The sequence below is a fragment of the Actinoplanes sp. NPDC051494 genome, from assembly GCF_044454705.1.
Taxonomy (GTDB): domain Bacteria; phylum Actinomycetota; class Actinomycetes; order Mycobacteriales; family Micromonosporaceae; genus Actinoplanes.
In genome coordinates, this window is record NZ_JBITDZ010000002.1 from 460,127 (window position 1) to 486,195 (window position 26,069).

A 26,069-nucleotide genomic window follows, 5' to 3' on the forward strand; every position below is an offset into this window, starting at 1 on the left:
GGCCCTGCTCAGAACGCGCGGACCAGCAGGACCACGCCGACGACCGCGCCGAAGGTGATGATCACCCAGCGCAGGATGTGCGAGGGCAGCCGGCGGGCCAGCTTGGCGCCGACGTAGCCACCGACGACCGTCGCGGGGGCGAGCACCGCCACCACCGCCCAGTTGACCGGCCCGAACGCGCTGTAGATGAGCACGGTGACCACACCGACCACCGCGGACAGCACGTTCTTGAGCGCGCTCACCCGGCGCAGCGGCTCGTCGAGCACGAGCGCCAGCCCCGCGATCAGCAGCACGCCGAGCGCCGCGTTGAAGTAGCCGCCGTACAGTCCGCACAGGAACACCGCGACGTGCAGATAGACCGCCGCCCGGCGCGGGGTGTAGTCCTTGGGGTGCCCGGCCAGCCCGCGCAGCTTGTTCTGGAACGCGAGCATCGCGGTCGCGCCGAGCACCAGGAACGGCACCACCACGTCGAACACCGACCGCGGCGTGAGCAGCAGCAACGCGCACCCGCCGAGTGCGCCCAGGATCAGCGTCGGGATGACCCGCAGCACCCGGCCACGCTGCCCGGCCAGGTCGGCGCGGCTGCCGAGCGCGCTCGAGGCGTAACCCGGGGCCACCGACAGCGAGTTGCTGACGTTGGCCGCGACCCCGGGCAGCCCGATCGCGACCAGCACCGGGAACGTGATCAGCGAGCCGCCGCCCGCGATCGCGTTGACGGTGCCGGCCCCCAGACCCGCCGCGAGCAGTCCGATCGCTTCCCACGGGCTCATAGCGTGAACTCCAGGTTTCCGTCCAGGACCGTGGCCAGCACGCGTCCGTCCAACAGGGCCGCCGGGTCGGCGGCGAGCGGGTCGACGTCGAGGCCGGCCAGGTCCGCGGGGCCGCCGGCACGCAGCCGGCCGTCACCGAAGCCGGCGATGGCGGCCGCGCCGGTGGTGAAGAGAGCGAACGCCTCGGCCGCGGTGATCGCCTGGCCCGCTCCGAGCGGTTCGTCACGACCACGGACCATCCGGGTACGCGCCTGCCACATCCCGTGCAGCGCGGACAGCGGTGGCCCGGGACCGTCCGATCCACCACCCACCGTGACGCCCGCGTCCAGCCAGTCGCGCAACGGATTGGCCCGGGCGGCCCGCTCGGCACCGAGACGCTGGGCGAGCCCGGCACCGAATTCCCACTGCAGGGCCGGATGAGCCGACACCGCCACCCCCAGCTGTCTCGCCCGGGCCATCGCGGCCGGGGTCGGTCCAAGATAAGCGTGGATCAGATGGCTGCGTGCACCGCGCCCCGACGCGGTGATGGCGTCGAGGGCCAGGTCGATGGCGGCGTCACCGACGGCGTGGATGCCGACACCACGCTCGGTGGCCGCGCACAGGGCCGCCAGCTCGTCGTAACCGACCGTCTGATTGCCGAGATAACCGTCCGTGCCGGGCCAGGGGGTCGACAGCAGCGCGGTGCCCAGCGACCCGCCGCCGTCGAGGAAGATCTTGGTGGGCCCCAGCCGCAGCCGGCCGGTGCCGGCCAGCGCCGGCGCGACCACGCCGTGCGGCATGGCGGTGACCCGCAGGCGCAGCTGCCCGGTCCGGCCCAGCATCTCGTACGCGGCCAGCCCGGTCCCGTCCACCGCCGGGTCGACCACCGTGGTGAACCCGTGCGGCAGCAGCTCGGCCTGCCCGGCCCGGATCCACCGCGCCCGTTCGTCCACCGTGGCCGCCGGCATGACCGCCCGGACCAGGGCGACCGCGGGATGTTCCACGAGCAGGCCGGTCGGCGTACCGTCCGGGTGCCGTTCGATCCGCCCGCCCGGCGGGTCCGGGGTGCCCGCGCCGATCCCGGCCCGCCGCAGCGCCGTCTCGTTGACCAGCGCGTCGTGGCCCTTGCGGTCCAGCACCAGCCCGATCCCCGGTGCCACCGCCTCCAGCCGGGCGGCGTCCGGCAACGGGCCGTCGAACCCGGCGTCCGCCTCGATCCACGCCTCACCCGGGTGGGCGGCCACGTGCGCCGCGATGCGGCCGAGGACGTCGTCGACGCCGGTCGCGTCGTCCAGGGCGAGCCGGGTCGCGGCCCGGCCGGCCCAGAGCAGGTGCACGTGGCTGTCCACGAAACCCGGGACCACGTACGGGAAATCGAGGACCGGGGTGCCGGGCGGCACGGTTGCCCGTACCGATGCGAGGTCGCCGATCGCCGCGATGCGGGAGCCGGCGACGGCGACCGCGGAGGCGACCGGCCGGTCCGGGTCCTGGGTCCGGACCGTGCCGGTGATGATCAGAGCGCGCACAGCACCGCGGCGGTGCCGTCGGCGCGGGGGTCACTGGCCGCGGTGAGCGTCGCACCGGTGAGCCGCGCGACCTGGACGTGACCGGCGTCGTCGTGCGGGCCGCCGGTCGTGGCCACCAGCAGGCCCAGACCGGGTGCCGCCGCCGCGAGCGTGTCCGGCAGACCCGGCTCGAGCACCAGCGTGGGCAGCTCGTGACCGACGTCGCGGCTGCCGATGACCCAGCGCGGGCGGCCGACCACCCCGGCCGGGTCCGCGGCGGTCAGCGCGTCGCCGGCGACCTGGGCAAGGATCCACGGCTGGGAACGGCCACCCTGACATCCGAGCGCCAGCACGGTGTCGTCCGTGATCGCGACCGTCGGGCACAGGGTGTGCGGCGGCCGGGCCCCCGGGGCGAGCCGGCCCGGATGGTTCTCGTCGAGGCTGAACATCGAGCCACGGTTGTGCAGCACGATGCCGGTGCCCGGGTCGAGGATCCCGGAGCCGAAACTCTGGAACACGCTCTGGATCAGCGTCACGGCGGTGCCGTCGGCGTCGACCGCGGTGACCGCCACGGTGTCGCCGGTGGGACGCGGGCCGGCGGTGACCGGGCCGTGGGTGGCACCGTCACGCAGCAGCAGGCCGTCGACGTCGACCGGGCCGGTGCGCGGGTCGCCGAGCAGGTTGTCGCGGGCCAGCTGAGCCCGGCGGGCGGCGCTGAGCAGGTCTTCCGCACCGGCGATGGCCAGGAAGGTCGCACCCTGCGTGGGCGGGGGAGCGGCATACCAGGACGCACCGTACGCGTCGGTGGTCAAGGGTTCGGTGACCTCGGCCCGGTGCGCGGCGAAGTCCGCCGGGCTCAGCGGGCTGCCCGCCGCGCGCAGGCCCGCCGCGAGCCGGTGACCGAGGTGACCCTTGTAGAAACAGCGCCAGTTGCGGGCGATCTCGGTGAGCGAGGCGGCCAGCGCGGGCTGCACGAGCCGGTCGCCCTCGGTGAGACCACCGACCACCGCGGACAGCCCCGGGTCGGCGGCGATGATGTCCGCCCGGTCCCGGATCGCGCGGGCCAGCCCGGCGCTGACCGGGGCACCGTCGCGGGCCAGGCCGATGGCCGGCTCCAGCAGCGTGGCCCAGGGCAGCGCCGCACCGAGCCCGGCGAGCGCCGCCCAGCCCGCCACGACACCGGGCACGGTGATCGACAACGGCCCGGTCATCGGGATCCGCGGCCCGGCGGCCCGCAGCGCGGCCACGTCGATCTCCCGCGCGGCCGCGCCGATGGACAGGACCGCCGTGGGTACGCCACCCGCGGGCCGGACGACGGCGATCAGGTCACCGCCGATCGAGCACTGGTGCGGGTAGACCACGGTCAGCGCGGCGGCGGCGGCCAGAGCGGCGTCGAGCGCGTTCCCGCCCGCGGCCACCACCGCCCGCCCCGCCTCGACCGCCGCGGGATGCGGCGCGGCCAGCGCGACCCTCTCCTGCGTCACTGACCCTCCCGGCGGATCAGGATGGCGCGGGCGAACGAGCCGTCGGCGTCGACCAGCTTGGTGGGCAGGCAGACCAGCTCGTAGTCGGCACCCGGCGGCACCGCGTCCAGGTCGGCGTTCTCCAGGATCAGCACCCCGGCGCCGAGCAGCGCGTGGTGGGCGTCCCAGGTGTCGGTGCGGGTGTGACTCTCGATCGTCAGGTAGTCGATGCCGACCAGCTCCACCCCGTCGTCGATCAGCGACTTCGCCGCCTCGGGGGAGAGCCCCACCCAGCTCGGCGCCCGGTCGGTCTGCTTGAGCGGCCCTCCGGAGTTCGTGGTCTTGAAGAGCACGCGGCGCTGACCGCTCACCCCGGCGGCCTTCAGGTCCTCGACGGTGATGTCACCGGTGACGTGGGTCATGTCCACCACGATGGCAGGCCCGACAAGCGAGTGCAGCGACACCTTGTCGATGGGCGTGGCACCGTCGACGAAATGGGCCGGGGCGTCGACATGCGTGCCGGTGTGCGCACCCAGGCGCCACCGGGTCACATTGGACGCGTCGCCGTTGGCCAGCGACTCGACGATCTCCACCTCGGGCTTGCGCCCCCAGTGCAGCATCTCCGGGTGGATCGGCAGCGTGATGTCGAAGATTTCCATCGAATTCCTTTACGGACGGCAGGTGTCGGGCTTCTTCACGGACGGTGCGTGGGGTCGGGCCAGGGCTCGGCGATGGCGGCGGACACCGCGCGGGCGGTGGTCTCGACGCACCGGTCGAACTCCGCCTTCCCGTGCTCGGCGCTCGCGTCCTGCACGTCGCGGCCCCAGACGCCGGTCTCGCTGACCTGGTCCATCCGGTAGTCCCAGAACGAGTCCACGTCGAGGTGCGAGGTGGCCTGCTCCATCCGCACCAGGTCCGGGTGCAGGTGCAACATCACCGACGTCTCGAAGAAGTTGGCGTGCATCAGGCCCCGCCCGTACCGGACGTGCCCGTTCACCTCGGGCCCCGGATACATGGTCACGTACCCGATCGAGCGGATCCGGGCGTCCCGGTGCCGGACCCGGGTCTTCTCGGCGGTGACGTCGAGTGCGCCGCTGTTCCAGATGTGCCCGCTGATGATGACGAACTGCCGGATCCCGCTGGCGTACAGCGAGTCGATCAGATCCTCCAGCATCGCGATCAGCGTCTCGGGCCGCAGCGTCAGCGTGCCGGGAAAATCACCGTGCGACGCGGAGACGCCGTACGCGAGCGTCGGGATGACCGGCACCCCGGTCCGGGCGGACACGGCGTGCGCGACCGCTTCGACGATCCGGGTGTCGACGGACAGTGGCAGATGCGGGCCGTGCTGCTCGATCGCCCCGATCGCGATGATCACGGCGTCCCCGGCCTGGCCGGCCTCGGCCCAGGTCTGGCTCTCCCACCGCACCGGCCCACCGGCCGGTCCCGCCGTGCCTGCCGCGCCCGGCGCGTCGTCGCGGCCGGGTTCGGTGCCGGATGCGTTCACCATGCTCGCCTCGTCTTCTCCGGCAGCAGTTCCAGCGCCGTCATCGGTGCCGGGCCGTCCGGTGTCGTCACCCAGACCTGTGCGTCCGGGCTGTAGTCGCTGATGAGTTCCCGGCACACCCCGCACGGCGCGATGATCCGGAACGTGCCGGCCGGTTTGATCTGGACCGACACGACGGTGTCCACCGCCAGTGGCGCCCCGGCCGGCAGCCCGCCCCGGGCCGCCCCGAGCGCGATCCCCTCGGCGCAGATGGAGCTGCGCCGGCACGAGCCCTCCAGATGCACCCCGGTGAAGACCGTGCCGTCCACGGTCCGCAGTGCCGTCGCGACCTCGTGCCGGCCGAACACGTAGACCTTCTCCAGCAGCTGTTCCGCGACGCGCAGCAGCTCGATGTCCGCGGCCCCCATCCACCGGGGCGGCGTAACCTGAGTGATCACTCCGGAAGTCCCAGGATCGCGGCCATGTTGCCGCCCTCGACGAGCGCGCGGTCCTTCTCGTCCGGGATGGCCTTGGCGATCTTGAAGCGTTCCAGGTCGAAGTCCGAGCCCGGCCACTCGCTGCCGAGCAGGATCTTCGACGGGCCGAGCCGGGCATAGGCGCGCCGCACGTCGCTCATCAGCGTCGCGGACGTCTCGAGGAAGATGTGCGGGTTGCGCTCCGATACGATGATCGCCTCGGGCACGTTCCACACCGCGCCCATGTGGGCGATGATCGTCGGCACGTCCGGGTGGCCCTTGGCGATCTCCTCGATCGCGAGGGGCGCGCAGAAGGCGTCGTCGAGCGCGTTGATCAGCACCGGCAGGCCGAGCTCGGCGCACTTGCGGAACACCGGGTCGAGCAGGCCGTGGTCGGCCACGTGGTACCCGTGCATGCTCGGGTGCAGCTTGAGCCCGGAGAGCCCGGCCTCGGCGATCCGCTCGATCTCGTCGAGCGCGTCGTCGGCCTGCGGCATGACCTGACCGAAGCCGAACAGCCGGGTCGGATGCGCCTTGACCAGGTCGATGATGAAGTCGTTCTCGATCCGCTGGGCCAGCGAGCAGACCATCGCCATGTCCACCCCGGCCGCGTCCATCCGGGTGAGGATGCGCTGCGGGTCGAACGGCACGTACGGCGGCGGCGCCTGACCGGGCCTGGCACCGGTGAGGTAATCGGAGCGCCCGCGGACGTCCTGGGTGGTGTTGTAGGCGTCGATGATCAACTGTTCGGCCTTTCGGTGGCGGCGGGAGATCGGTCGGATCCGGACGATGACGGGGAGCCCACGGCGATCAGCGGCAGGTGACACCGCACCGAACGGCCCGGCTGCACCTCCGCGAGCGGCGGGGTGACGGTGCGGCACTTCTCGGCCGCGTACCGGCAGCGCGTGTGGTACGTGCAGCCCGGCGGCGGGGCGGCCGGGTCGGGCAGCTCGCCCTCCAGCACGATCCGTTCGCGGGCCGGTCCCGGGCTGAGCTGCGGCACCGAGGCGAGCAGGGCCTCGCTGTACGGGTGGGCCGGCGCGGCGAAGAACGCGTCCCGGGGCGCCAGCTCGATGATCTGCCCGAGGTACATGACCGCGACCCGGTCCGCGACGTGGCGCACCACGCCCAGGTCGTGCGAGATGAACAGCATGGTCAGGCCGCGGTCCCGGGTCAGGTCCGCGAGCAGGTTGATGACCTGCGCCTGGATCGACACGTCCAGGGCGGAGACCGGCTCGTCGGCGACCACGAACCGGGGGCCGGGCGCCAGCGCGCGGGCGATGCCGATGCGCTGGCGCTGCCCGCCGGAGAACTCGTGCGGTCGCCGGTCGCCGGCCTCGCGGCCCAGCCCGACGAGGTCGAGCAGGTCGAGCGCGGTGCGCCGGGCGGTGGCCTTGTCGGCGCCCCGGGAGCGCAGCAGCGGTTCGGCGACGATGTCGGCGACCTTGCGGCGCGGGTTCAGCGAGCCGAACGGGTCCTGGAACACCATCTGCAGCTCGGCCCGGGTGCTGCGCAGCAGGGTGCCGCGCATCGTGGTGATGTTGAGTCCGCGGTACCGGATGTCGCCGCCGCTCGCCTCGATCACCCGCAGCATCGCCTTGCCCAGCGTGGACTTGCCGCACCCGGACTCACCGACCAGGCCGAGCGTCTCGCCCTCGTAGACGGTCAGGTCGACGTCCCGTACGGCCCGGACCTTGTTGGCGAACTCCACCGACAGGTTCTCGACCTGCATCAACGGCGTGGGGACACTCATGCGACGCGCACCTTCTCCCGGTCGGGGCCCAGCACGCACGCGTCCAGCTGGCCCGGCCGGCCGTACCGCTGGGTCAGGGCCGGTGTCTCGGTGACGCAGGCGTCGTGGGCGACATCGCAGCGTGGCGCGAAAGCGCAGCCGGGCGGCCGGGTCACGCCGGTCAGCGGGTTGCCCGCGATGGCCGGCAGGCGTTCCTGCGCCGGGCCGTCGATCCTCGGCACGGAGGAGAGCAGGGCCCGGGTGTACGGGTGCTGGGGCGCGAAGAGCACCTGGTCGCGCGTGCCCTGTTCGACGATGCGCCCGGCGTACATGACCGCGACCCGGTCGGCGACCTCGGCGACCACCCCGAGATCGTGGGTGATCAGCACGACCGTGGTGCCGTGGTCGGTCTGCAGCCGCTTGAGCAGCCGCAGCACCTGGGCCTGGATGGTGACGTCGAGCGCCGTGGTCGGCTCGTCGGCGATCAGCAGGGCGGGTTCGTTGGCGAGCCCGATCGCGATCATGACGCGCTGCCGCATGCCGCCGGAGAGTTGATGCGGGTACGTCTTCGCGCGCTGCTCCGGGTTCGCGATGCCGACCTCGCGCAGCAGGTCGACGGCCCGCGCCCAGGCCTGCTTGCGGGACACCTTCTGGTGGGCCCGGACCATCTCGGCGATCTGCGCGCCGATCCTCTGCGTCGGGTTGAGCGCGGCGAGGGCATCCTGGAACACCACGGCGATGTCCTTGCCGCGGACCTGGCGCAGCTGGTCCTCGCCGGCCGCGATCAGATCCTGGCCGCGTAGCGTGGCGGTGCCGCTGATGTGCGCGCGCGGGCCGCGGTTGAGGCCGGCCAGGCTCATCGACAGCGCGGATTTGCCGGAGCCGGACTCGCCGACGATCGCGACGACCTCGCCGGCGGCCAGGTCCAGGTCGACCCCACCGACCGCGGGCAGCCGCCCACCGGCCACGTCGAACTCGACCCGCAGCCCCCGGATCGACAACAGAGGCTCGCTATCGCTCATAGCTCAGCGCCTTCTCGATGAAAGCCACGACCTCGCCGGGGTGCACCCGTGGCGTGAAGTGGCTGCCCGGAACCTCGGCGACCGTCGCGCCCATGCGGGCCGACATGTCGCGCTGGATCACCGTCGGCAGGGTCTTGTCCTCGGCGGCGACGAGGTACCAGCTCGGCTTGACGGTCCAGGCCGGCGTGCCGGTCCGGTCGGTGAAGATCTCGGGGGAGCTCTGCCGCGACTCGTTGTCCCAGACCGCCCGCTGCTCCGGCGCGACGTCCCAGCCGATCTCGTTCCAGTAGTCGTCGGAGTGCTCCGAGGACCATTCGCCGTTGGGGCCGCGGCGCATGTACTTCGACACCTCGGCCGGGGGGTAGCGCTCCACGATGCCGTTGACCGACTCGCCCTCGTCCGGGGCGAACGCCGCGACGTAGACCAGGCCGGTGACGTTCGGCTCGTGACCGGCGTTGGTGATGACCGCGCCGCCGTAGGAGTGACCGACCAGCAGCACCGGGCCCTTGATCGAGCGGACCACACCAACAGTGTGCGCGATGTCGTCGTGCATCGACGTCATCGGGTTGGTCACCGCGGTCACGGCGTGTCCGCGCGCCTCGAGCAGCGGCACGACCTCCGTCCATGTCGCCGGGGTTCCGCCGGCGCCGTGCACCAGGACGATGTTCATGTCAGGCCTTCCGAAGTCGCGGGTCGAGGACGAGGTAGAGCAGGTCGACCGCCACGTTGACGAGGGTGAACAGCAGCGCGATGGCCAGCGCCGCGCCCTGCACGACCGGGTAGTCGCGCTGCAGGATGCCGTTGACCAGCATGTTGCCGACGCCGGGGTACGAGAACACGGTCTCGGTGATGACCGAGCCGCCGAGCAGCGAGCCGAACTGCAGGCCGAGCACGGTGACGATGGGCAGTGACGAGTTGCGCAGCACGTGCCGGCGCAGGATCTGCCCGCCGGACAGGCCCTTCATCCGGGCGGTGCGGACGAAGTCGTCGCCGAGCACCTCCAGCACCGAGGCCCGCACGATCCGGGTGATGAAACCGGCCATGGACAGCGCGAGCGTGGTGGCGGGCAGGATCAGGTGCTGGATCCAGGGCCAGATCAGCTCGGGCCGGTCCTGCAGGATCGCGTCGACGAGCACGAAGTTCGTCAGCGGCCGGTAGTCGAGCTGGTTGGGGATGCGCCCGATGACCGGCAGCCAGCCGAGCCATACCCCGAAGATCACGACGGCGAGCACACCGAGGGCGAACCAGGGCAGCGAGAAGCCGACGGTGCCGACCGTACGGGTGAGGTTGTCGACCCACGTGTCCTTGCGCAGCGCCGCGACGATGCCGGTGGTCAGGCCGAGCAGCACCGCGATGAGCATGGCGGCGACGGTCAGCTCGATGGTGGCCGGCAGCGACCCGCCGAGCAGGTGGGTGATGCTGTTGCCGCCGTAGAACGAGCGGCCGAGGTCGAGCGTCACCAGGTCGTGCAGGAAGTCCCCGTACTGGTGCAGCAGGGACTTGTCGAGGCCGAGCGCCTCGTTGATGGCGGCGGTGTTCTCGGTGATCTCGGCGGCGGTGGTGTCGCCGCTCGCGCCGCCCGCGGCCAGTGACGTCGCGGGCGAGCCGGGCAGCAGCCGCATGGCGATGAAGACGCTGGTGGCCAGGAAGAACAGCACGACGGGTACGGCCAGCAGCCGCCGCACGACCACCCACGGGGTGGCGAGGCGGTCCTTGAGGGAGGAGATCGCGGCGGTCATCGGCTGCCCCGGGGGTCGAGCGCGTCACGCAGGTCGTCACCGGCGAAGTTGCAGGCCACCACGAAGAGCAGGGTGGCCGCCGCCGGGAGCACCACCAGGCGCGGCGCGGTGTACAGGAACTCCTGGCCGGCCTGGACCATGTAGCCCCAGTCCGGGGTGGGCGGCTGGATGCCGAGCCCGAGGTAGGACAGGCCGGCGGCGAACCCGGCGGCCACCGACAGCGTCATCACGACCTGGGCCAGCAGCGGGCCGGCGATGTTCGGCAGCACCTCCTGCACCATGATCCGTGGTGCGCGGGTGCCACCGAGCCGGGCGGCGAGCACGTAGTCGCGGCCGGCCTCGCGCCCGGCGAGGGCCCGGGTCAGCCGGGCCAGGCCCGGGGCGAGCGAGGCGCCGATGCCGACGACGAGGCTGGGTACGCCGGGGCTCCACGCGGCCACCACCAGGATGATCAGCAGCATCGCGGGGAACGCGAGGGCCAGGTCCATGAGGCGCATGAGCACCCATTCGACGCGGCCGCCGTAGAAGCCGGCGACCAGGCCGACCGCGACGCCGGTGACCGCGGCCAGGGCGGTGGCGAGGAACGCGACGAGCAGCAGCGGCCGGGCGCCGTGGACCATCCGGGCCAGCATGTCGCGGCCGAAGTCGTCGGTGCCGAGCAGGTGCCCGGGCGCGCCCAGGCCGGCGAGCGCGTCGCTGGTCTGCCGGGTCGGGTCGGCGCCGACCAGCGGCGGTCCGAGCAGGGCGATCAGGATGAACAGTGCCACGATCGCCCACGCGACGGCGGCCGGCGCCGACCGGGCGACGCGGCGCCGCGCGTACGCGGTCCGCAGTCGCCCGGCCGGCACCGGCCCGGTCCGCAGGGCTTGCTCAGACACTCGCCTTCTCCATGAAGCAGCGGTGGCTGCCGAGCGCGGCGACGTTCACGCCTTCCACCTTCGACCCGGTGACCACCGGGTTGCAGGAATACGCCAGCATCGACAGCACCATGTACTGCTCGGCGAAGCGACGCTGGATGTCGCTGTACTTCGCGGTCCGTTCGGCCCCGTTGGGCAGGTTCTTGGCCGCGGTGAGGTCGGCGGCGAACGCGTCCGCGCCGGGCAGCGTCGCGAGCCCGGTGGCGAAGTCGCCGTAGACGCCGGACGGCATGGCCAGCGCGCCGATCATGTTGTCCGGGTCCGGCACGTAGGAGTTGCGCTCCCAGATCATCAGGTCGTGGAACTCGTCCTCGGCGTTGGCGATCCGGCCGAAGTACGTGGCCGGGTCCACCGAGTCGCTGACCACCTTGAGGCCGATGTCGGTGAGATTCTGCGCGACGATCTGGGCCGCTTTCGGGTGCCAGCTGTCGCTGGCGGCCATCAGCCGGACCGTACGCCCGGTGGCGCCGGCCGCGGTGATCAGCCGCTTGGCCTCCTCGACGTTCGTGGTGCTGAGGTCGGCCAGGGCCGGGTCGTGACCGGGCTGCGACGGCGGGATCGTGTAGCCGACCGGCTTCGCCCCGGTGCCGAAGAACGCCTGGGCCAGGATCTGGTCGCGGTCGACGGCCAGGTTGATGGCCTTGCGGACGTCCAGTTCCGGGATCCGCCGGGCGTCGATCATGAGGATCGCGTCGAAGCTGTACGGCGTCTCGTGCACCGTCACCGCGTCGTTCTTCTTCAGCTGTTCCAGTGCCGAGTACGGGGCGAACTGGGTGCCGCCGACGTCGCCGGAGATCAGCGAGCTGACGATCGTCGACGGGTCGGTGACCTGCTGCAGCACGAGCCGGTCGATCGGGGGCTTGCCGAGCCGGAACCCGTCGAACGCCTCCAGCACCACCGACTGCCCGCTGGTGGCCGACGCGAACGTGAACGGGCCGGTGCCGATCGGGGCCTTGCCGAGGTCCTTGCCGTTCTTCTCGATCGACGCCTTGCTCATGATCCGGCCGCCGATGTCGGACAGCCGGGCCAGCACGGTGGCGTCGGGGGCCTTGAGCACCAGCACGACGGTGTTCGCGTCCGGCGCGGTGATGCTCGTGACGTTGGCGCCCAGGCTGCGCAGCGGGCGCGAGGAGCCCTCGGGCAGCGACGGGTCCTTCTCGTTCCACTGCCGGCCGAGGCTGGCCAGCACGTCGGCCGAGGTGAAGGCCGTCCCGTCGTGGAACGTGACGCCCTGGCGCAGCGTGAACGTGTAGGTGAGCTTGTCCGCGGACAGCTCCCAGCTCTCGGCGAGATCGGGCTGCGGGTCGTTGGTCTCGAAGGAGATGAACGTCAGGCCGCGCATGACGCAGTCGACGGCCATCCAGTCGCCGAGGGTGGTGTAGAACGCGGGGTCGATGACCGCGCTCGTGCCGTCGACGGCCAGGGTCAGCGTGCCGCCGCTGCGGCCACCGGTCGACTTGTCGTCGTCCGCGGCCACGCCGCAGGCGCTGAGCAGTCCGGTCATACCGAGCCCGGCGCCCATGCCGAGCAGGCCGGCGCCGCGCAGTACGGAGCGTCGGGAGAGGGAGCGGGATGCGAGGGAATCCGTCATGAGGGGCAGCTCCTACGTCCAGCGGTGCGTGGTATCCGTCACGTATGGGATTTTATTTCTTATTAATTGGATCCAATGCATCGTGGCAAGCGGCCGATGCGGTCGCGTGTCACGACGGTGAACGTCTGATTACCAAACCTGTGAAACAGCTGGTCACAGCGCTCACGAGCAGCAGGTGCTCCCGTCGCCGGGGTTCGCTGCCGGGTCGGGGATGTCCAGGGCGGGGTTGCGGTCGAAGAAGCCGTCCGGCTCGAACGCCAGGTGGATCGCCTCCACCGGCATCACCGGCCACTGCTCGGGCCGCGGCACGTGGTGCACGCCCAGCACCGGCCAGACCACCAGCGGCACGCCGTCGATCGAGCGGTCCTGGCGCTGCCACACGTGCACGCCGTCGTCGCCCGGCTCGGCGTGGTTCGGGTACTGCCCGCCGATGAACTTCTCGTCCGGCGATCGCGGGGTCGCCCACAGGTGCTGGTGGATGAACGGCGCCCGGCGGTCCATCACCGAGTCCGGCAGCCCGAACGAGCGCGTCGTGTTCTTGATCTGCAGGCGGTAGGCGGTCGGTTCGCCGTACCGGTTGGTCCTGTCGGCGCTCTCCACCCGCCAGTGCCGGGCGATCGACGGATCGTTGCGCATCGCGGCCTGCGACTCGGTGGTCACGGTGGTGCGCACGCTGCGCACGGCATTGCCGTACGGGTTCAGCGCCGGGTCCGGTTCGGTCTCCGCGTGCTCCTCGACGAGCCGGTTGAGCTCCCCGTCGACCGCGGTGTCCAGGCGGATCCCGAAATAGTGCTGATGCGTCGGTGCCTGCACGCGGCTGGACACGATCCGCCCGTACGGTGCGTCGTCGCCCTCGTGGATCCCGGAGGCCGACAGGATGCCGGTGAGCTTGACCTCGAGCTCGATCCGGCCGTCCTGGTAGAGCGTCCAGTAGAAGCCGTAGTCGTAGTTCGCCACGGTCTGGAAGTTCGAGATGATCAGGCGCCGGCTGCGGCGTACCTCGCTGACGCCGCGGCGCAGGTCGTTGTGCTTCCAGAGGATGCTGGCGTCCTCCTCGTGCATGCAGATCGCCTGCGGGATGACCGTCGGGTCACCGTCGCCGCCCAGCACGGTGGCGTCGAAGTAGTGGATGACCCCCAGGCAGTCGCACCCCAGCGCGAGCGAGTTGGTCAGCGGGCCGGCGCCGTACTCGCCCCAGTCGAAGAAGTTCTTGCGGTACTGCGTCGAGTTGCTGTCCAGGTAGGGCACGTACATCTCGTTGCAGGCCGCGCGCTTGAGCACCGACCGGCCCTTGAACTCCAGGTCGTGCAGGATCAGGCCCTCGCGGTGGGTGAAGCCGATCCGGAACGTCCAGCCCTGCCAGTCCACCGACCAGCCGTCGACGGTGAAGCTCGGGCCCTCGGGCTGCACCACGTCGAGCGGCTTGAGCCCCTCGCGCTCGGGACCCCAGCCGCCGCGCTGCAGCGGCCCGGCCTCCTCGGACACCGGTACGACCCCGTGGTCCTCGACCTCGAGCACCTCCATGGTGTGCATGTCGATGATCGGGATGACCCCCTGCACCGGACGGGCGTAACCGTTGTCCTCCTCGGTGGTCCGGTGCCACACCGTGCCCCAGGTGATCCGGCGCCCGGCGTACTTCCCGGGCTCGAACCCGCCCATGGACTCGGCGTCGATCATCACCAGCGACACGTCGTCGATGCCGCGCTTCGCCAGGGCGGCGCGGAACTCCGGGCTCTCGCGGCATGCCTTGGCGGCGGCGCGGGCCTCGTCCGAGGTGATGCCGGGCCGGCGCGGATCGATCGGCCGCCAGTCGAGACAGCGGGACTCGCTCGCCAGCAGGACGTCGATCTCCCACGCCGCGCTGCCGCTGTAGTCCATCGCGACCAGGCCGATCTTCACCTCACCGGCGGGTTCGGTGCCGGCGACGACCCGCCGGGCGTGGTCCTCGTCCAGGTACGCGCCCCAGAACCGGGTGCGCTCGCCGAGGCGCCCGTCCGCCCGCGCCGTCGCCACCGCGAGCGAGATCTCGCCGGCGCTCGGCGGGTCGAGCGGGTGCGTGCGTGCCGTGGCCCCGCTGGTCTCCGGAGTCGGATGGCAATTCATCTGGTTCCTCCTGGTCCCGCGGACTTCCTGGTAGATCCAACGTACGGTAGTTTTGGATCCAACGGAATAGTTAGTGGATCCAAAACTGAGGGTCGGGGGCTTGCTATCGTGCTGTCACCAACAAATGGACTGGGCGAGGCCACAGTGGAAGTACTCCCGACCAACGCGCTCGTCGACGACACGGCCGCCGCCATCCGGGCCCGGATCATGTCCGGCGACATCCCGATCGGCGCCCAGCTGCGCCAGGCCGAGCTGGCCAAGGCGCTCGGCGTCAGCCGCACCCCCGTGCGCGAGGCGCTGCGCCAGCTGCAGACCGGCGGCCTCATCGAGGTCGTGCCCCATCGCGGCGCGGTGGTCCGGGTGCCGGCCCCCTGGGACGTCCGCGAGACGTACGAGGTGCGCGCCGAGCTGGAAGGCCTCGCCTGTGAGCGGGCGGTCTCCCGGATCACCCGCGACGGCCTCGACGACCTGCGCAAGGCCAACGAGGCGCTGCGTCCCGGCGCGATCCGCCCGGACGGCTCCAGCACGGTGGCGAACGACAGCTTCCACACGCTGATCCACGGCATCGCCGGCAACGAGCGGCTGGCCCGGGTCATCAAGGAGATCAACGAGGCGTTCCCGCGCAACGTGTCCGCGCTGGTGCTGCAGGACAACCCGCGCCACCGCGAGGACAACTTCACCGAGCACGAGCGGATCATCGCCGCACTCGCCGCCGACGACGCCGAGCTGGCCCGCCGCGAGATGCAGGCACACGTCATCAGCGCCGGCGAGCAGCTCGCCCGCTGGTACGAACGGCGCTCGGCGACGGTCTTCCGGGGCTGAGCGGTATCGGCCGCGCCGGCGACGTAGGGCGGCCGGGCCGTCATCCCGTGACCCCCAGGGCGGCGGGGGAGAGGCCGTCCAGGTCCGGGCGGGCGATGCCGGTCGCGATGTCCGCCAGGGCCGCACCGATCGCGGGGCCGAACTTGAAGCCGTGACCGGAGCAGGCCGCCGCCACCGACACCTGCGGGGTCCCGGGCAGCTCGCCGATCGCGAAGCGGTTGCGCGGTGCCATCGTGTACCGGCAGGCGACCGTGTCCACGACCGAGCCGTCCACGCCGGGCAGGAAGCGGCGGGCCAGGCCCACCAGGCGGGCGATCTCGCCGGCCGTCGGCGGGTGCTGCGGCACCGACGGGTCCGACGCCGGGCCGGGTTCGAGGCCGACCTTGAGCGCGCTGCCGCCGAACGCCGGCAGGCCGAACAGCAGCCCCACGTCCGGCACGTCGATGGAGAACACCCCGAGCCCGGGCGGGGCCACCAGCTCGCCGTCGCGGGCGCCGAGGAACACGTTGATGATCCGGGTGACCTCCAGCAGCGGCGCGAACTGCGGCAGCAGCTGCGAGGTCCACGGCCCGGCGCAGACCACGAGGCGGTCGGCGGTCAGCTCGCCCGCGGACGTGGTGACCCGGACCCCGGCGCCGTCGGGCCGCCAGGACGCGACCGCGGTGCCCGGGCGGCGGTCGGCGCCGTGGGCCAGGGCCAGCTCCCGCAGACCGGCCAGGGCCGCCGCCGCGTCGATCACGCCGGCCGCCGGGTCGTACAGCGCGGACCAGCCCGGTTCGAGGCGCAGCCCCGGGAAGATCCCGGCCGCTTCGTGGTCGCCGACCGTGCGGCAGCCCGGCCCGCGCAGGCCCTGCACTCCGTCGGCCCGGGCGTACAGTCCGCCGGTCGTGGTGACCAGGGGCGTGCCGGTCGCGGTGCTCAGCTCGTCCCACGCCGCGTACGCCCGGTCGACCAGGCCGTCCCAGAACGCCGACGGGTACGCCCGGCGGATCATCCGGGTGTGCCCGTGCGACGAGCCCTCGGTGTGCCCGTCGGGGAACCGGTCGAGGTGGGTGACCCGCACCCCGCGCCGGGCCAGTTGCCACGCGGCCGCGCTGCCGTGGATCCCCGCGCCGACCACGATGACGTCGGCGTGGCTGTCCGAGCGCACGAACGCCGGCGCCCCCCGACGTACGACCAGGGTTTCCGCCAGCGCGTCGACGTCGCTCTCGTCGTTGTAGACGTGCACCGACGCGCGCACCACCGCGTCGAGCCCGCGCCGCCCGAGGTCCCACTGACCGTGCCCGGCCGGGACCTGGGTCAGGTGCACCCCGGCCGCCCGCAGCCGGAGGACCGTGTCGCGTGGCTCCTCGCCGTCGAGCACGAACGTCACGATGCCGCCGGTCGACGCCGGGGGATCGGTGAGCCGCACCCCCGGCAGCCCGCCCAGCACCGAGCGCAGGTGCCCGGCCAGGGATCCGATGTAGTCGTGGATCGCCGGCACCCCCAGCGCGAGCGCCTCGTCGAGCGCCACACCCAGGCCGAGCCGCAGCGCGTGCGACGTCTCCCAGGTCTCGTAGCGCCGCGCACCCGCGTCGAGCTCGATCGCCCCGTCGGCGTGCCACCTGGCGCCGCGTACGTCGGGGTGGCTGGGGCGCATCCGCTCGCGCATCGCCGGGCTCACGTACAGCAGCCCGGTGCCGCGTGGCCCGCGCAGGAACTTGCGGCCGGTGCCGACCGCGATGTCGACGTGGTCGGCGACCACGTCGAGCGGCAGCTGCCCCAGCGACTGGGTCGCGTCGAGCAGCAGCGGCACCCCGGCGCCCGCGGTGAGCGCACCGATCTCCGCGACCGGTTCGACCAGGCCCGAGGAAGTCGGCACATGGGCGACCGTAACCAGCGCGGCGGGTTCGCGGAGGGCTTTCGCCAGAGCTTCCAGGTCGGTACGCCCGGACGGGTCGCACGGCAGCACCTCGACGACGACGCCGTGGGTGCGCCGCAGTTCGAGCAGGTGCATCGCGGAGCTGACATAGCTGGACGCGGCCGCGAGCACCCGGCTGCCCGGGGTCAGCGCGAGCGCGTCCATGGCCCGGTGCCAGCCCACGGTCGCGCTCTCGACCAACGCGATGTCGTCGGCCCGGGCGTTGATGAGCCGGGCCGCGGAGGAGTACACCGCCTCGAAGCGGGGCTTGGCGGTCTCCGCGGCCTCGTACCCGCCGATCCGCGACTCCAGGTTCAGATGCTCGACGACCGTGCGCAGCATCGCCGCGCTGGGCAGCGCGGCACCCGCGGCGTTGAAGTGCCGCGCGTGCCGCGTCCCCGGCGTCGCCGCACGTATCGAGGGGAACGACGTCACAGCGCGATCACCACGCCCTTGCGTTCGCAGAACGCGTGCAGGGCCTCGTCGCCGAGGTCCTTGCCGAGGCCGGAGTCGCCGACGCCGCCGAAGGACAGGGCCGGGTCGAAGATGTTGTACGTGTTCACCCAGACCGTGCCGCAGTGCAGCGCGGCCGCCATCCGGTGCGCGCGGGAGAGATCCTTCGTCCAGACGCCGGCCGCGAGCCCGTACGACGTGTCGTTGGCGATCGCGATCGCCTCGGCCTCGTCCTCGAACGTGATGACGCCGGCGACCGGGCCGAAGATCTCCTCGCGGGCGATCGTCATGTCGTTGGTGACGCCGGTGAACAGCGTCGGCGAGACGAAGTAACCCGGGCGGTCCGGGACGTCGCCGCCGACCGCGAGCGTGGCGCCCTCCTCGACACCCTTGCGGATGTACGAGAGCACCTGCTGGCGCTGTTCCTCGGAGACCAGCGGGCCGACGCTGACGCCACCGTCGAGCCCGTTGCCCACCGGCACCTTGCGGGTCGCCTCGGCAAGCCGCGACAGCATCTCGTCGGCGATCGAGCGTTGCACGAGCAGGCGGCTGCCGGCCGTACACATCTGGCCCGAATGTCCGAAGACCGCGCGCATCGCGGTGGTGACCGCGGCGTCCAGGTCCGCATCCTCGAAGATGATGTTCGGGCTCTTGCCGCCCAGCTCCAGGGTGAGGCGTTTGGTGCTCCACGCGGCGGACGCCATGACCTTGCGGCCGACGTCGGTGGAGCCGGTGAACGACACCTTGGCCACGCCGGGGTGCGCGACCAGCGCCGCACCGACCTCGCCGTCGCCGGTGAGCACGTTGAGCACGCCGTCGGGCAGGCCCGCCTCGGCGCAGATCCCGGCCAGCTTGAGCATGGTGACCGGGGTCTGCTCGGCCGGCTTGACCACGACCGTGCAGCCGGCGGCGAGCGCGGGGGCCAGCTTGTGCGCGGCGGTCATGATCGGGAAGTTCCACGGCAGGATCAGCGCGACCACGCCGACCGGTTCGAGCACGGTGTAGACGTGGTGCGCGCCGCCGTCGATCGGCACGACGGTGCCGGCCAGGCGGCTGGGCGCGCCGGCGAAGTGCCGGAAGTCCTTCGCGCTGAACAGGGTGTCGGCCCGGGACCGCTCGATCGGCTTGCCGTTGTCCCTGGTCTCGAGCACGGCCAGCTCCTCGGCGTGCTCCTCGATGAGGTCCGCGATGCGGGTCAGGACCCGGGTGCGCTCCAGCGGGGGCAGACCGCTCCAGCGCCGGTCCGCGTACGCGCGCCCGGCAGCCGCCACGGCCGCGTCGACGTCGGCCGGGGTGGCCTGGGCCACCCGGGTCAGTTCCTCGCCGTTCGACGGGTCGAGCACGGGGAACGTGGCCCGGTCACCCGGCGTCACCCACCGGCCGTCGATCAGGAACGGTTCCTCAGAAGAGATCGAAATATTCACGCTGCTCCCAATCCGAGACGTGTGCGAGGTAGCGGGCGAACTCGTCGCGCTTGAGCCGGGCGTACCACGCCACGACCTCGGGCCCGAGCGCTTCGGCGAATACGGGGTCGGCGACCAGGGCGTCCACCGCGCCGGCGAGCGAGCCGGGCAGGGCGGGCGCGTCGGCCGCGTAGGGGTCGGTGACCGGGTCGCCGGGGTCGAGGCCGCGGCGCAGCCCGTCCAGCCCGCTGATCACCTGCGACGCGATGTACAGGTACGGGTTGGCGGCCGGCTCGCCGGCCCGGTTCTCCAGGCGTACCCCGGTGTCCTGGGCCTCGCCGACGACCCGGACCATCGCGCCCTTGTTGTCGTTGCCCCAGCAGATCCGGTCCGGTGCGAGGGAGAACGCGCGGTACCGCTTGTAGCCGTTGACCGTCGGCATGGTGAACGCGGCGGCGCCGGGCGCGTGCGCGAGCAGTCCGCCCAGATAGGCCCGCAACACCGACGGATCATCGAAGGCCGCTTCACCGGTACGGACATCGCGCAGCGACTGGTGCAGGTGCCAGCCCGCCGAGGCGCCGTTCGCCCCGGCCGGACGGGCCATGAACGTCGCGTGGTGCCCGCTGCGCCGGGCGATCTGCCGCACGGCGGAGCGGGCGAGCACGACGTCGTCCGCGGCCCGGGCGGCGTCCGCGTGCTGCAGCGTGATCTCGAGCTGGTTCGGCCCGAACTCCAGCTCGACGGAGCGCAGCGGCAGGTCGACGGCGTGCAGGCCGCGTTGCAGGTCCTGCACGAGCCCGTCGAGCCGGTCGAGGCCGTCCTCGAGCAGCAGCTGCGAGCCGGTGCTGACCGGGCCGACGCGCGGCGCCCGGCCGGGCGCGCCGGGCACACCCGTACGGTCCGGGGTCATGGTGGTCTCGTCGCAGCGGAACACGTGGAACTCGAGCTCGACCCCGACGGTCATCGCGTAGCCGGCGTCGGCGAGCCGGCCGAGCTGTGCACGCAACATGGTGCGGCCGCAGAACGGGACCCGGGAGCCGTCCGGGAACCGCAGGTCGCACAGCACCCAGCCGGTCCGTGGGGCCCAGGGCAGGACCCGGAACGTGCTCGGGTCCGGCACCATCACGACGTCGCCGGCACCGGCGAACCCGTCCACGCCCACGCCGGTGTCGGCGCTGAACACGCCGAACGCCGAGCGCCCGGACGTGTCCTTGAGCAGCAGCGAGCTGGGGGCGGTGACACCGGAGCGCAGGGCCGCGCTCAATGCCGCCCGGGTCAGCGTCTTGCCGTGCAGCACGCCGTGCTGGTCGGCGAAGGAGAACCGGACCATCTCCAGGCCGAGCTCGTCGACGACCCGGCGCAGCTGGCCGGCCGCGGCGTACTGGGCCTGGTCCCACAGCCCGTGCCGGTCGATGAACCCGCCGCGGTCGGCGGCGAGCAGCGGCCGGGCGTTCCAGCCGCCGCCACCCTCGGCGACCGTGCGTTCGTCGACGCTAGGCATTGCTGCCACCCAAGCCTGGACTATCAGTCGGCGGAGTTCCTCCGGCCCAGGGGGAGTTCTCGCGGCGCTTGGCCTCGCTGTCGCGCCAGGCCTGTTCCCAGCCGTCGGTCGGGGCGACGGTGTCGACGGCGAGCGGGCCGGTCAGCGCCGCGGCGGTCGCGGCGTCCACCGCGCGGGCCGGGATGGCGCCACCGGACTCGAACGCCTCGATGGCGCGCAGCAGCAGGCGGCGGTTCGCGGTGACCGCCCGGTCGGAGATGCCCAGGCGTTCGGTGGTGCGGTCCTGGACGCGGCCCATGCTCTCGACGGCCCACTGGTCGTGGACGTTGATGTCGAGGCCCATGCCGGTGTAGGTGAGGTCGCGCTGCTCGGTGGGGTCGTACCCCCAGTTGTTGGCGCGGTTGCGCAACGGCCGGTAGTCCGGCAGCGAGACCTCTTTCAGACGCTGCTGGAGCAGCGTCTCCTTGTCGGTCTGCTCGGCGAAGTCGTAGAAGATCATGTACCAGTAGTGGTTCTCGTCGTCGATCGGCACGTGCCACTGGATGAAGACCTTGGAGTTGCCGAACGGCACCACGAACGCGTTGGGGAACACCAGGTTGGTGATGCGCACGTGGCGCACCTCCTCGGTCAGCTGCCGGATCGCGTACACGCGCAGCCCGTGCTCGGCCGACTCGACCTCGATGTCCGGGCGGAAGCTGTCACCGACGAGCTTCGACAGCTTCTGGCCGGTGCCCTCGACGACCTCGCTGAACTGCTGCCCGTACGTGTCGCGGGGGTCCTCGTCGATGAATTTGTGCAGGAACGACACGTGGCTGGGGTCGATGCCGCCCTCGACGCCCTGCAGCCAGTTGCATTCCCACAGCCCCTTGAACGCGAAGGTGTACTCCTCCGGGGCCTTGAAGCAGTCGTAGTCGGGGAACGGCGGGGGCTCGCCGTCGCCGAGGTAGGCGAAGATGATGCCGTTGCGCTCGACGCAGGGGTAGCTGGGGATCCGGATCTTCTCGGCGAACCGGCTGTGCGCGGGCTCGGCCGGTTGTTCCCGGCAGCGGCCGTCCGGCCCGTACAACCACCCGTGGTACAGGCAGCGCAGGCCGCCGTCCTCGTGGCGCCCGTACGCGAGGTCGACCCCGCGGTGCGCGCAGAAGCGCCCCACCAGCGCCCAGCCGCCGTCGTCCTTCCTGAAGAGGACCAGGTCCTCGCTGAGCAGCCGCACCGGTTTCACCGGGCGTTCGGGCGCCATCTCCGACACCAGGGCGGCCGGCTGCCAGTAGGCGCGCATGACCTTGCCCAGCGGTGTCCCCGGCCCGGACCGGGTCACCCGCTCGTTGTCCTCCTGCTTGAGCACGCCGGCCCCACCTCCCGCATCCAGTCAGTACAAGATTGGATCCAATCCTTGCACAAAAGTATGGCACCGGGCCAGCCCCCGGTCGCTGGTATCGATGTCCATGACGGTGACAATCGGCATTCCGACACCTCTGGAAGGTTTATTCCGGCGCGATTAACGGGCCGTTTCCGAATGGGATAAGCGAATCCGTGCGCCATCTGTCATGATCACGAAAATGTGTCCGACCGTGCTGACCTCGGCTTGTTCGCGACACTGTCCGGTCAGGACGGTCGAATCGGGAACAATGCCCGGTTGGGAAACCCGGCCGAATCATCGGCTTCATTTCCATTTTCGGGTGCCCGCCATTTCCCGTTAACAACCGCGCCCTACGTTCGGAATTCGCAGCCGTGCGTGGGGAGGTGCCATGAGAAAGATGTTCGCGTTCCTGCTCCTGGTGGCATTCCTGGCCCCCGTGCCGGCCGCGGCCGCACCCCCGCCGGACTTCCGGACGGCACTGGTCGTGGGCGCGGGGCTGGACGGGCCCGCCGGCTTCGAGATCGCCCCCGACGGGCGGATCTTCGTGCTCGAACGGGCCGGCCGGGTCCGGATCGTCAAGGACGGGCGGCTGCTCACCACCCCGTTCGCCGATCTGCCCTCGGAGGCCACCGGCGACCGCGGGCTCATCGGCATCGCCTTCGACCCGGAATTCGGCGTCGCGAACCACTATGTGTACTTCTATTACACCGGTCTCGACCTGCACAACCGGCTGGTCCGATTCGACGCGTCGGGCGATGTCGGCACCGGCGGGCCATTCACGATCTTCCGCACCGCGTCGCTGTCGCAGCAGCTGCACGTGGGCGGCAGCATCCGGTTCGGCCCGGACGGCAAACTATATTTCGCGGTCGGCGACAACGGCTACGCCAGCAACGGCCAGCTCCTGACGAACCCGCACGGCAAGATCCTGCGGATCAACAAGGACGGCTCGATCCCCCCGGACAACCCGTTCGCCGGGCAGGCCGGCAAGCAGCAGGAGATCTGGGCGTACGGCTTCCGCAACCCGTGGCGCTTCCAGTTCGACAGCGTGACCGGCCGGCTCTACGGCGGGGACGTCGGCGACTACACGTGGGAGGAGGTCAACCACATCGTGAAGGGCGGCAACTACGGCTGGCCGCTCAAGGAAGGCGTCTGCACGTCGGGGTGTGCGGGCTTCACCGACCCGATCTACACGTACCCGCACGACGGCCAGAGCGCGGCCGCGACCGGCGGGCCCGTCTACCGCGGCGGCATGTTCCCCGGCGAGTACGAGGGCAACCTGTTCTTCGGCGACTACGCCAAGGGCTTCATCCGCCGCGCGGAACTCGACGCCAACGGCGAGGTCGCCGCCGTGCACGACTTCGACGCCACCGCGGGCAGCGTCGTCGACATGAAGGTCGCCCCGGACGGCTCGCTGTACTACCTCACCTACATCCCCGGGCGGCTGTACCGGATCAGCTACGAGCTGGGCAACCACGCCCCCGCCGCGGTCGCCACGGCCGACGTGACCAAGGGCGTCGCACCGCTGACCGTGCACTTCTCCGGCTCCGGCAGCACCGACCCGGACGGCGACCCGCTCGGTTACGCCTGGGCGTTCGGCGACGGCACCACCAGCACCGCGGCGGACCCGGTCAAGATCTATCCGCACACCGGGGTGTACGTCGCCACGCTCACCGTCACCGACAGCGAGGGCAACGCGGCCGCCGCCGTACCCGTCGTGGTGCAGGTGGGCATCGCACCCACGGTGACCGTCGCGGTCCCCGCCGACGGCAGCCGCTACCGGGCCGGCGACGTGATCACCTACAACGCGTTCGCCAGCGACGCGGCCGGCTTCGACCTCGACGACAACGACATCGCCACGACCGTGGTGCTGCACCACGGCACCCACGTGCACCCGTTCGCCGGTCCGCTCACCGGCCGGGCCGGGTCGTTCACCGTCCCGGTGACCGGCGAGTCGTCCGCGGACACCTGGTACGAGATCACCGTCACGGCCACCGACACCAACGGGCTCAGCACCAGCAGGTCGATCACCGTCCGGCCGGTCACCGGCACATTCACCGTCGCCACCGATCCGCCCGGGCTGACCGCGTACCTCGACGGCGTCCCGCGCGGCACCCCGCACGAGGTGCTCGGTGTGGCCGGCTTCGAACGCGAGGTGTACGCCCCGCCGACCGCCGTCGCCGCGGACGGCACCGTGTACCACTTCACCGGCTGGTCCGACGGCAAGGGCATGCGGCACGTCGTCACCACGCCGGAGGCCGGGGCCACCTACACCGCCACGTACGCGCCGTCCGCGCCGTACACTGCCACGTTCTTCCGGGGTACCACGCTCGGCGGGGCGCCGCTGCTCACCCGTACGGACCCGGCCGTCGACTTCACCTGGGACGGCGGATCACCGGCCCCCGAGGTGCCGGACGACGACTTCTCCGCCCGCTGGAGCAAGAAGGAGTACTTCGCGGGCGGCCGTTACACGTTCACCGCGGTCACCGACGACGGGTTCCGGCTCCTGCTCGACGGCACGACGGTGCTGAGCCGGTGGCCCGCGCAGCCCGGCACCGCGTACGACTGGACCGGCGACCTCGGCCCCGGCAACCACACCATCACGTTCGAGTACTTCGAGGACGGTGGTGCCGCGCTCGCGAAACTCGACTGGGCCGGTGCCGTCGAACAGCCCGGCGACACCTGGCGGGCCGACTACTGGAACGCCCCGGGCACCGGCGCGGCACCGGCCGTACCCTCCTCGGCTCCGGTCCTGACCCGGGCCGAACCCGCCGTGAACCACGACTGGGCCCGGGCCGCACCCGGGCCGGGCGTCGACGCCGACCACTTCGTGGCCCGCTGGACCCGCACCCTGAGCCTGGCCCCGGGGGAGTACGAGTTCACCACCACCGCGGACGACGGCGTGCGGCTGACCGTCGACGGGGTCCGGGTCGTCGACCGCTGGGCCGACTCCAGCGGCGGCACGGACACCGCGCGGGTCATCGTCGACGGCGGCCCGCACACCGTGGTCATGGAGTACTACGACGACTGGGGCGAAGCCGTCGCGAAGCTGGCCTGGCGCCAGGTCGCCGACCAGCTCGCCCCGCAGGACTACACCGCCGAGTTCTGGACCGCCCCCGGCCCGGCGAGCTCCCCGCCGATCCCGCGGCGCGCCCCCGACCTGGTCCGCGCCGATCCCGCGATCGCGTTCGACTGGGGTGGCGGCTCGCCGGTGCCGAGCGAATCGTTCATCGCGCGCTGGACCCGCACCGACACGCTGCCGGCCGGCCGCTACCGGTTCGAGGGCGCCGCCGACGACGGCATCCGCATCTATGTGGACGGTGCGCCCGTCGTCGACCGGTGGATCGACCAGAACGCCACCTTCGGCACCGACCGGATGCTGCTCTCCGGGATCCACGAGATCCGCGTCGAGTACTACGAGAACGGCGGGGGAGCCCTCGCCCGCTTCGACTACCGGCGCGTCGGCGACTACCAGCCCGCGAACCTGTGGACGGCCTCCTACTTCACCGGCACCGCCCTGGCCGGGACGCCCGTCGTGACCCGCCAGGACGACACCGTCGACATCGACTGGGGCAGCGGCTCGCCGGACCCGCTCCTGCCCGCCGACGGCTTCTCCGCGCGCTGGACCCGGACCGCGGACCACGCGGCCGGCACCTACCGCTTCGCCGCCACCGGCGACGACGGCATCCGCGTGCTGCTCGACGGCGTGACCGTCGTCGACGGCTGGTCCGACCACGGACCCACCACGTTCACCGCCGACGTCGTCCTCGGCGCCGGCGAGCACACCGTCACCGTCGAGTACTACGACAGCGGCGGCGGCGCCCTCGCCCGCTTCCGCGAAACCCCCCTGTAG

General features: G+C 72.0%; 20 protein-coding genes. 2 read left to right on the forward strand and 18 right to left on the reverse strand.

What is annotated here, in order from left to right; all coding sequences use genetic code 11:
* Window positions 1-8: 8 nt before the first annotated feature.
* From ACIA6A_RS08785 to ACIA6A_RS08850, 14 genes are all read right to left on the reverse strand, one after another.
* Window positions 9-770 carry a sulfite exporter TauE/SafE family protein gene (locus ACIA6A_RS08785; RefSeq protein ID WP_396096892.1) on the reverse strand — a complete coding sequence of 254 codons (762 nt, stop codon included), beginning with the start codon at window positions 768-770 and terminating at the stop codon, window positions 9-11.
* A complete protein-coding gene (locus tag ACIA6A_RS08790; RefSeq protein WP_396096893.1) occupies window positions 767-2,275 on the reverse strand; it encodes an amidohydrolase in 1,509 nt (502 codons plus the stop codon). Before ACIA6A_RS08790 ends, ACIA6A_RS08785 begins: the two co-directional genes overlap by 4 nt.
* A complete protein-coding gene (locus tag ACIA6A_RS08795; RefSeq protein ID WP_396096894.1) occupies window positions 2,263-3,738 on the reverse strand; it encodes a gamma-glutamyltransferase in 1,476 nt (491 codons plus the stop codon). Before ACIA6A_RS08795 ends, ACIA6A_RS08790 begins: the two co-directional genes overlap by 13 nt.
* Window positions 3,735-4,376 (reverse strand): cyclase family protein, encoded by a 642-nt coding sequence (locus ACIA6A_RS08800; protein ID WP_396096895.1) that lies wholly within the window; start codon window positions 4,374-4,376, stop codon window positions 3,735-3,737. Before ACIA6A_RS08800 ends, ACIA6A_RS08795 begins: the two co-directional genes overlap by 4 nt.
* Window positions 4,377-4,411: 35 nt before the next feature.
* Complete coding sequence (locus ACIA6A_RS08805) at window positions 4,412-5,224, reverse strand: creatininase family protein (RefSeq protein WP_396096896.1); 813 nt, start codon at window positions 5,222-5,224, stop codon at window positions 4,412-4,414.
* Complete coding sequence (locus tag ACIA6A_RS08810) at window positions 5,218-5,658, reverse strand: hypothetical protein (protein WP_396096897.1); 441 nt, start codon at window positions 5,656-5,658, stop codon at window positions 5,218-5,220. The genes ACIA6A_RS08805 and ACIA6A_RS08810 overlap by 7 nt, the downstream gene beginning before the upstream one ends.
* Entirely contained in the window at window positions 5,655-6,419 is a 765-nt protein-coding gene (locus ACIA6A_RS08815; protein ID WP_396096899.1) for an amidohydrolase family protein, read from the reverse strand. The genes ACIA6A_RS08810 and ACIA6A_RS08815 overlap by 4 nt, the downstream gene beginning before the upstream one ends.
* The gene (locus ACIA6A_RS08820) at window positions 6,416-7,429 is read right to left on the reverse strand and encodes an ABC transporter ATP-binding protein (RefSeq protein WP_396096900.1); all 1,014 of its coding nucleotides are present in this window, start codon (window positions 7,427-7,429) and stop codon (window positions 6,416-6,418) included. Before ACIA6A_RS08820 ends, ACIA6A_RS08815 begins: the two co-directional genes overlap by 4 nt.
* Window positions 7,426-8,430 (reverse strand): ABC transporter ATP-binding protein, encoded by a 1,005-nt coding sequence (locus ACIA6A_RS08825; protein WP_396096901.1) that lies wholly within the window; start codon window positions 8,428-8,430, stop codon window positions 7,426-7,428. The genes ACIA6A_RS08820 and ACIA6A_RS08825 overlap by 4 nt, the downstream gene beginning before the upstream one ends.
* Window positions 8,420-9,100, reverse strand: coding sequence for an alpha/beta hydrolase (locus ACIA6A_RS08830; protein WP_396096903.1), 681 nt, complete (start codon window positions 9,098-9,100; stop codon window positions 8,420-8,422). The genes ACIA6A_RS08825 and ACIA6A_RS08830 overlap by 11 nt, the downstream gene beginning before the upstream one ends.
* Before the next feature lies 1 nt (window position 9,101).
* Window positions 9,102-10,169, reverse strand: coding sequence for an ABC transporter permease (locus tag ACIA6A_RS08835; RefSeq protein ID WP_396096904.1), 1,068 nt, complete (start codon window positions 10,167-10,169; stop codon window positions 9,102-9,104).
* Window positions 10,166-11,047, reverse strand: coding sequence for an ABC transporter permease (locus ACIA6A_RS08840; RefSeq protein ID WP_396096905.1), 882 nt, complete (start codon window positions 11,045-11,047; stop codon window positions 10,166-10,168). Before ACIA6A_RS08840 ends, ACIA6A_RS08835 begins: the two co-directional genes overlap by 4 nt.
* Window positions 11,040-12,677 (reverse strand): ABC transporter substrate-binding protein, encoded by a 1,638-nt coding sequence (locus ACIA6A_RS08845; RefSeq protein WP_396096906.1) that lies wholly within the window; start codon window positions 12,675-12,677, stop codon window positions 11,040-11,042. The genes ACIA6A_RS08840 and ACIA6A_RS08845 overlap by 8 nt, the downstream gene beginning before the upstream one ends.
* A 162-nt stretch (window positions 12,678-12,839) precedes the next feature.
* The gene (locus ACIA6A_RS08850) at window positions 12,840-14,780 is read right to left on the reverse strand and encodes a primary-amine oxidase (protein WP_396096907.1); all 1,941 of its coding nucleotides are present in this window, start codon (window positions 14,778-14,780) and stop codon (window positions 12,840-12,842) included.
* A 144-nt stretch (window positions 14,781-14,924) separates the two neighbouring features.
* On the opposite strand from ACIA6A_RS08850, the gene ACIA6A_RS08855 reads away from it, so the two are divergent.
* Window positions 14,925-15,602, forward strand: a complete 678-nt coding sequence (locus ACIA6A_RS08855) for a GntR family transcriptional regulator (RefSeq protein WP_396096908.1) — start codon at window positions 14,925-14,927, stop codon at window positions 15,600-15,602.
* A gap of 40 nt (window positions 15,603-15,642) precedes the next feature.
* Here the strand turns inward: ACIA6A_RS08855 and solA are convergent, their stop codons facing one another.
* Genes solA through ACIA6A_RS08875 form a run of 4 tightly spaced genes read right to left on the reverse strand, consistent with a single transcriptional unit; the run spans window position 15,643 to window position 22,204 of the window.
* Window positions 15,643-17,937 (reverse strand): N-methyl-L-tryptophan oxidase, encoded by a 2,295-nt coding sequence (solA, locus tag ACIA6A_RS08860; protein WP_396096909.1) that lies wholly within the window; start codon window positions 17,935-17,937, stop codon window positions 15,643-15,645.
* On the reverse strand, window positions 17,934-19,379 hold the full coding sequence (locus ACIA6A_RS08865; RefSeq protein WP_396096910.1) for an aldehyde dehydrogenase family protein: 1,446 nt from the start codon (window positions 19,377-19,379) through the stop codon (window positions 17,934-17,936). Before ACIA6A_RS08865 ends, solA begins: the two co-directional genes overlap by 4 nt.
* A complete protein-coding gene (locus ACIA6A_RS08870) occupies window positions 19,357-20,859 on the reverse strand; it encodes a glutamine synthetase family protein (protein WP_396096912.1) in 1,503 nt (500 codons plus the stop codon). The genes ACIA6A_RS08865 and ACIA6A_RS08870 overlap by 23 nt, the downstream gene beginning before the upstream one ends.
* Window positions 20,852-22,204 (reverse strand): Rieske 2Fe-2S domain-containing protein, encoded by a 1,353-nt coding sequence (locus ACIA6A_RS08875; RefSeq protein ID WP_396096913.1) that lies wholly within the window; start codon window positions 22,202-22,204, stop codon window positions 20,852-20,854. The genes ACIA6A_RS08870 and ACIA6A_RS08875 overlap by 8 nt, the downstream gene beginning before the upstream one ends.
* A gap of 403 nt (window positions 22,205-22,607) precedes the next feature.
* On the opposite strand from ACIA6A_RS08875, the gene ACIA6A_RS08880 reads away from it, so the two are divergent.
* Complete coding sequence (locus ACIA6A_RS08880; protein ID WP_396096914.1) at window positions 22,608-26,069, forward strand: PQQ-dependent sugar dehydrogenase; 3,462 nt, start codon at window positions 22,608-22,610, stop codon at window positions 26,067-26,069.

Bases quoted from the DNA above. Each gene is read 5' to 3' on its own strand.
- ACIA6A_RS08845 (WP_396096906.1), bottom strand. From the start codon at position 12,677: ATGACGGATTCCCTCGCATCCCGCTCCCTCTCCCGACGCTCCGTACTG.
- ACIA6A_RS08805 (WP_396096896.1), bottom strand. From the start codon at position 5,224: ATGGTGAACGCATCCGGCACCGAACCCGGCCGCGACGACGCGCCGGGC.
- ACIA6A_RS08880 (WP_396096914.1), top strand. From the start codon at position 22,608: ATGAGAAAGATGTTCGCGTTCCTGCTCCTGGTGGCATTCCTGGCCCCC.
- ACIA6A_RS08870 (WP_396096912.1), bottom strand. From the start codon at position 20,859: ATGCCTAGCGTCGACGAACGCACGGTCGCCGAGGGTGGCGGCGGCTGG.
- ACIA6A_RS08850 (WP_396096907.1), bottom strand. From the start codon at position 14,780: ATGAATTGCCATCCGACTCCGGAGACCAGCGGGGCCACGGCACGCACG.
- ACIA6A_RS08800 (WP_396096895.1), bottom strand. From the start codon at position 4,376: ATGGAAATCTTCGACATCACGCTGCCGATCCACCCGGAGATGCTGCAC.
- ACIA6A_RS08830 (WP_396096903.1), bottom strand. From the start codon at position 9,100: ATGAACATCGTCCTGGTGCACGGCGCCGGCGGAACCCCGGCGACATGG.
- ACIA6A_RS08835 (WP_396096904.1), bottom strand. From the start codon at position 10,169: ATGACCGCCGCGATCTCCTCCCTCAAGGACCGCCTCGCCACCCCGTGG.
- ACIA6A_RS08825 (WP_396096901.1), bottom strand. From the start codon at position 8,430: ATGAGCGATAGCGAGCCTCTGTTGTCGATCCGGGGGCTGCGGGTCGAG.
- ACIA6A_RS08820 (WP_396096900.1), bottom strand. From the start codon at position 7,429: ATGAGTGTCCCCACGCCGTTGATGCAGGTCGAGAACCTGTCGGTGGAG.
- ACIA6A_RS08785 (WP_396096892.1), bottom strand. From the start codon at position 770: ATGAGCCCGTGGGAAGCGATCGGACTGCTCGCGGCGGGTCTGGGGGCC.